The 4,910-nt window shown below is 70.9% G+C and carries 6 protein-coding genes; 2 read left to right on the forward strand and 4 right to left on the reverse strand.

Going from position 1 to position 4,910, the window contains the following annotated elements; genetic code table 11:
- Positions 1 to 1,057: site-specific DNA-methyltransferase (locus tag G6020_RS08385; protein WP_182610311.1), on the forward strand; the 1,057-nt coding region annotated here is incomplete at its 5' end.
- On the opposite strand, the gene G6020_RS08390 is transcribed toward G6020_RS08385, so the two are convergent.
- The 3 genes from G6020_RS08390 to G6020_RS08400 are packed head-to-tail and all read right to left on the reverse strand — an operon-like array spanning position 1,054 to position 3,793.
- A complete protein-coding gene (locus tag G6020_RS08390; RefSeq protein ID WP_069390064.1) occupies positions 1,054 to 1,797 on the reverse strand; it encodes an SDR family oxidoreductase in 744 nt (247 codons plus the stop codon). The genes G6020_RS08385 and G6020_RS08390 overlap by 4 nt on opposite strands.
- Before the next feature lie 11 nt (positions 1,798 to 1,808).
- Positions 1,809 to 3,362, reverse strand: a complete 1,554-nt coding sequence (locus G6020_RS08395) for a glycoside hydrolase family 13 protein (RefSeq protein ID WP_182610312.1) — start codon at positions 3,360 to 3,362, stop codon at positions 1,809 to 1,811.
- A gap of 35 nt (positions 3,363 to 3,397) precedes the next feature.
- On the reverse strand, positions 3,398 to 3,793 hold the full coding sequence (locus G6020_RS08400; RefSeq protein WP_182610313.1) for a globin: 396 nt from the start codon (positions 3,791 to 3,793) through the stop codon (positions 3,398 to 3,400).
- 284 nt (positions 3,794 to 4,077) lie between these two features.
- Here G6020_RS08400 and G6020_RS08405 point away from each other — a divergent pair, with 284 nt between their 5' ends.
- A complete protein-coding gene (locus tag G6020_RS08405; RefSeq protein WP_182610314.1) occupies positions 4,078 to 4,689 on the forward strand; it encodes an HNH endonuclease in 612 nt (203 codons plus the stop codon).
- 25 nt (positions 4,690 to 4,714) lie between these two features.
- Here the strand turns inward: G6020_RS08405 and G6020_RS08410 are convergent.
- Positions 4,715 to 4,910 (reverse strand): hypothetical protein (locus G6020_RS08410; protein ID WP_206682218.1); only part of this gene is annotated, 196 nt, incomplete at its 5' end.

The raw sequence follows: 4,910 nt of genomic DNA on the forward strand, positions 1-4,910 counted from the left end.
CGGCGCGCGCATCGCCGAGGCCCACGACGCGCTGGACGCGCACGGCCTCGCGCCCTGCGGCGCCGCGCAGGTGGTCTACCTCGACCCGCCGTACAACCGCGGGGGCCGGTTCGACGCCTACCACGACAACATGCCGCGCCACGAGTGGCTCGACTACATCGAGACCCGGCTCGTGGTGGCCCACGACCTGCTCGCCGAGACCGGAACCGTGTGGGTACACCTCGACGACGCCGAAGCCCACCGGGTGCGTTGCCTGCTCGACGAGATTTTCGGCGCCGACGCGTTCATCGCGGACCTCACGGTGGAGAGCAACCCCAAGGGACGGCAACTGGACCGCTTCTTCGCCGGTTCGCACGACCGTCTGATGGTGTACGCCCGTGACCCCGAGCACGTGCGGCTGGCGGGCGGGGTGGCTTCGGCGGTCGATCCGGCGGACTTCCCGCACCGGGGCGTCGACGGGGTCAGCTTCCGGCTCCTACCGCTGCGCAACACCAACAAGCGTTTCAACCCGCGGACCACGCCCACCATGACGTACCCGCTGTACGGCGACCCGGGCACCGGCGAGGTGTCGGTGGAACCGGGCGGGGGACTGGAAGAGATCCTCCCGGTCTTCGGCGATCTCACCCCTGCGGTGTGGCGGTGGTCGCGAGAGCGGGCACGGGAACGCGTCGGCGACCTGGTGTGCCGGACGGTGAAGGGTCGCTCGGGCCCCCGGGTGGACATCTACCAACGTGACCGGTTCGAGGCGGGGCGGATCAAGAAGCTCAAGACCATCTGGCTGTCCCAGGAGGTCGGCTCGACGGACACCGCGCGAGCCGAATTGAGGGCGGCCGGGGTCGACGGGTTCCGCACCCCCAAGCCTGAAGCGTTGATGCGGCGGGTCGTCGAACTGGCCACCGACCCCGGCGAACTGGTCGTGGACCTGTTCGCCGGGTCCGGGACCACGGCGGTCGCGGCCCGTGCACTGGGCCGGCGCTGGGTGGTGGTCGAACGCAACCCCGAGACGGTCCGCGACGTGCTCGTGCCGAGGTTGCGCGTCGGCTCCGACGACGGTTAGCGGAGCATGAGCCCGCCGCCGTCGACCATCATCGTCTGGCCGGTCATGTACGACGCGTCGTCGCTGGCCAGGAAGACCGCGACCCGGCCGATGTCGGACTCGGGATCCCCGAAACGGCGCATCGGGGTCCCGGACAGGAGCCGCTTCTCGATCCCCGGGTTCGCCTCGATGTAGGCCTCCACGCCCTCGGTGAGCGCGAGGGGGGAGATGACGTTGACGTTGATCCCGTCGCGCGCCCACTCGTTGGCGGCCACCCGGCTGATCGCGCGGATCGCCTCCTTCGCCGCGGCGTACGACGCCTGGGTGGGGCTGCCGTCGATGCCGGCGCCGGAGGCGAAGTTGATCACCGACCCGTCCCGCTCAGCCAGATGCGGGTGCGCGGCCTTCATCAGCCAGAACGTCGGGTAGAAGCCGGTGGAGAAGGACAGGTCCATCATGTCGCCGGTGGTCTCGAGCAGTGGTGCCTGTCGGGACGCGTGGGCGTTGTTGACCAGGACGTCGAGGTGCCCGAACGCCTCCACGGCGGCCGCGACGATCGATGCGGCGTTGGCCTCGACCGAGATGTCCGAGTGGAGGAAGCGCACCTGCTCACCGAGCTCGGCGGCGAGCGCGTCCCCGGCGTCGTCGTTGATGTCCACCACGAGGACGTTGGCGCCCTCCTTGACGAACGCACGGGTGATGCCGCGGCCGATCCCGCCGGCACCGCCGGTGACGATCGCGGTCTTGTCGGAAAGTCGCACGCCGAAGCCCTTCAGGAGTCCTGCAGCCACACGGCGGTGTCCGGTGGCAGATCCCTCCCGTCGAGTGGGCCGGAGGCGAGGAGGATCTCGCCGCCGGGCAGGGGCACCGTCCGAGGGGATGTATTGATCATGCACAGCATCCCGCCGCCTTCGCGCCGAAACGCCTGACACCCGTCAAGTTCACTTTCCCAGACGATCGCTTCCGTGTCCGCCGCGGGCCACGACTGCCTGATCCCGATCGCCGACCGGTACAGCGACAGCACGGAGTCGGGGTCCTCCCGCTGGGCGGCGACCGTGAGGTGCGACCATCCCTCGGGCATCGGCAACCAGGTGTCGTCGGCGGTCGAGAACCCGTACGGGGGCCGGTCGCCCTCCCACGGGATCGGCACGCGGCAGTGGTCACGGCCCATCTCGGCGTGGCCGGTGCGGTCCCAGGTCGGGTCGGTGAGTCGGTCGTGGGGGATCGCGTAATCGCTGGGCAGACCGAGTTCGGCACCGTTGTAGACGAACGCGATCCCCGGCAGTGCGAGGGTCACCAGGAGCATGGCGCGGGCCCGGGCGGTGCCGACGGCCCCGTTGCCGTAGCGGGTCACCTCGCGGACGACGTCGTGATTCGACAGCGCCCACGTGGGTGCCGCCCCCGAGACGCGTGTGGCCTCGAGTGTGGAGTCGATGGCCTCGCGGATCGCCGCAGCGTCGAAGGGGGCGCCGGTGAGGGCGAAGTGAAACGCGAAGTGCAGCTCGTCGGGTCGGAGGTAGCGGGCGAACCGCTCGATCGGTCCCACCCACACCTCGCCGAAGGTGGCCGCGCCCGGGTAGTCGTCGAGGACGCGGCGGATCCGTCGGTGGATGTCGTGGACGCCGGGCCGGTCCCAGCGCGCGTCGCGGGGGTCGACGACGAGCTGGGCGATCTCCACGTCGTCGGGCAGATCCGCCAGGTCGTCGGGTTTGGCGAGTCCGTGGGCCACATCGATCCGGAAGCCGTCCACCCCCAGGTCGAGCCAGAACCGCAGGGTCCGCTCGAGATCGTCGGCGACCTCGGGATTCGTCCAGTCCAGGTCCGGCTGCTCGGGGGCGAAGAGGTGGAGGTACCACTGGCCGGGCGTGCCGTCGGGCTCGGTGACGCGGGTCCAGGCGGGTCCGCCGAACACCGACGGCCAGTTGTTCGGCGGTTCGGAGCCGTCCTCGCCGCGGCCGTCCCGGAAGAGGTAGCGCGCGCGTTCCGGGCTGCCCGGTCCGGCGGCGACCGCGGCGGCGAACCAGGGGTGCTCGATGCTGGTGTGATTGGGCACCAGGTCCATGATGAGCACCTTGCGGGCGGCGTGGAGGCGCCCGAGGAGCTCACGCAGCGTGTCGACGCTGCCGAACAGCGGATCCACGTCCCGCGGGTCGGACACGTCGTATCCGTGGTCGGCGCCGGGGGAGCGCATGATCGGGGAGAACCACACCCCGTCGACGCCCAGATGGTCCAGGTGGTCGAGGCGGTCGATCACGCCCTGCAGGTCACCGACGCCGTCGCCGTCGGAGTCGGCGAACGACCGCGGGTAGATCTGGTAGAGGACCATGTCCTCCCACCGGCGCGTCGCGTGGGAGGGAGGCCTCACCCGATCTCCGCGGTGTTGACCATCATCGCCGCGGCGCGGGTGAGGTAGTCGATGAGCGCCGCCCGGTGTTCGTCGTCCAGCGTCTCGCGGTCGATCGTGTCCACTGCGGCGAGCATGTGGGTGAGCCAGGCGTCGTGGGCGGCTCGGTCGACGACGTACGGGTTGTGCCGCATCCGCAGCCTCGGGTGCCCGCGCTGCTCGGAGTAGGTGGTGGGACCGCCCCAGTACTGCTCGAGGAACATCCGCAGACGGTCCTCGGCCGGCCCCAGGTCCTCCTCGGGGTACATCGGGCGCAGCACGGGGTCGCCCGCCACCCGGCGGTAGAACTCGTGGACGATCTTCCGGAACGTCTCCGCTCCACCGATCTCGTCATAAAAAGTGCTGCTGCTCATGCCTCCCATCATGCCTGCCCAGGTGTCCGTGGGGCCCCTGGGCAGGTGGTGGCGGGTGGGCGGCGGCGGCAGGAAACCCGCGGGAGACGACGACGACGAGGTCCCGCGACGGCGACCCGGATCCGCCCGCCCGCCGGGCCGAACCGGCCGGGTCGGCCACCTTCTGCTACGCGTTAGCCGCACGAAGTGTTCACCGAAGGTGCATCATCGTGGCAGGCGAGGTTCACGACGAGCCCGGACACGGCTGATGCACTGGGCTCGGGGCAGACGAGCGGAGACCGACCATGGGCACTGCAGTGCGCGAGAACACGGAGTACCGACAACGGGGTTCACGAGCCCCCTCCCGGCTGGAACCGGTCCCGGACCGGCACGTCCCGCTCGCGTCCGCCCCGCGCGTCCTGCTGCTCAACGCCAGCTACGAGGCCCTGACGGCCCTGCCCGCCCGCCGCGCGGTGGTGATGCTGATCGGCGGCAAGGCCGACGTGGTTCACGACCACCCGGTCGAGCTCCTGGTCCGCTCGGTGGACACCGCGATCCGCGTGCCGTCGGTGATCCGACTACGCGAATACGTGCGGATCCCGTATCGGTCGCAGGTCCCCATGACCCGCGCGGCGCTCATGCACCGCGACGGCCACAGGTGCGGCTACTGCACCGCGAAGGCCACGACCGTGGACCACGTCATCCCGCGCAGCCGCGGGGGAGCGCACAGTTGGGAGAACTGCGTCGCCTCCTGTGCGCCGTGCAACCACCGCAAGGCCGACAAGCTGCTCTCCGAGCTCGGATGGGAGCTGCGGGTCCCCCTCGCCGCCCCGCGGGGCCGGACCTGGCGATTGGTGTCCCAGTTGCGGGAGATCGGCCCGCACTGGGAGGACTACCTCTACCTCGACGCCGCCTGAGGCGATCGGGCCCCCGTCGCCTGGGTCAGCCGAGCGCGAGGCTGTAGACCCCGTCGGAGTCCGTGTCGGCGAAGTACAGGGTGCGCCCGTCCTCGGACACCGCCAGCCCGGTGACACCGGCCATGCCGGTCTCGAAGACCCGGCCGGGGGAGCCGTCCCAGGCGAACTCGAGGATCCGGCCGGTGGCGTTGTCGGCGACGAACCAGGAGTCGGCGCCGGCC

Origin of the sequence: Dietzia sp. B19, from assembly GCF_014145155.1 — a bacterium.
GTDB classification, from domain to species: domain Bacteria; phylum Actinomycetota; class Actinomycetes; order Mycobacteriales; family Mycobacteriaceae; genus Dietzia; species Dietzia natronolimnaea.

Bases quoted from the DNA above. Each gene is read 5' to 3' on its own strand.
- G6020_RS08395 (WP_182610312.1), bottom strand. From the start codon at position 3,362: ATGGTCCTCTACCAGATCTACCCGCGGTCGTTCGCCGACTCCGACGGC.
- G6020_RS08400 (WP_182610313.1), bottom strand. From the start codon at position 3,793: ATGAGCAGCAGCACTTTTTATGACGAGATCGGTGGAGCGGAGACGTTC.
- G6020_RS08405 (WP_182610314.1), top strand. From the start codon at position 4,078: ATGGGCACTGCAGTGCGCGAGAACACGGAGTACCGACAACGGGGTTCA.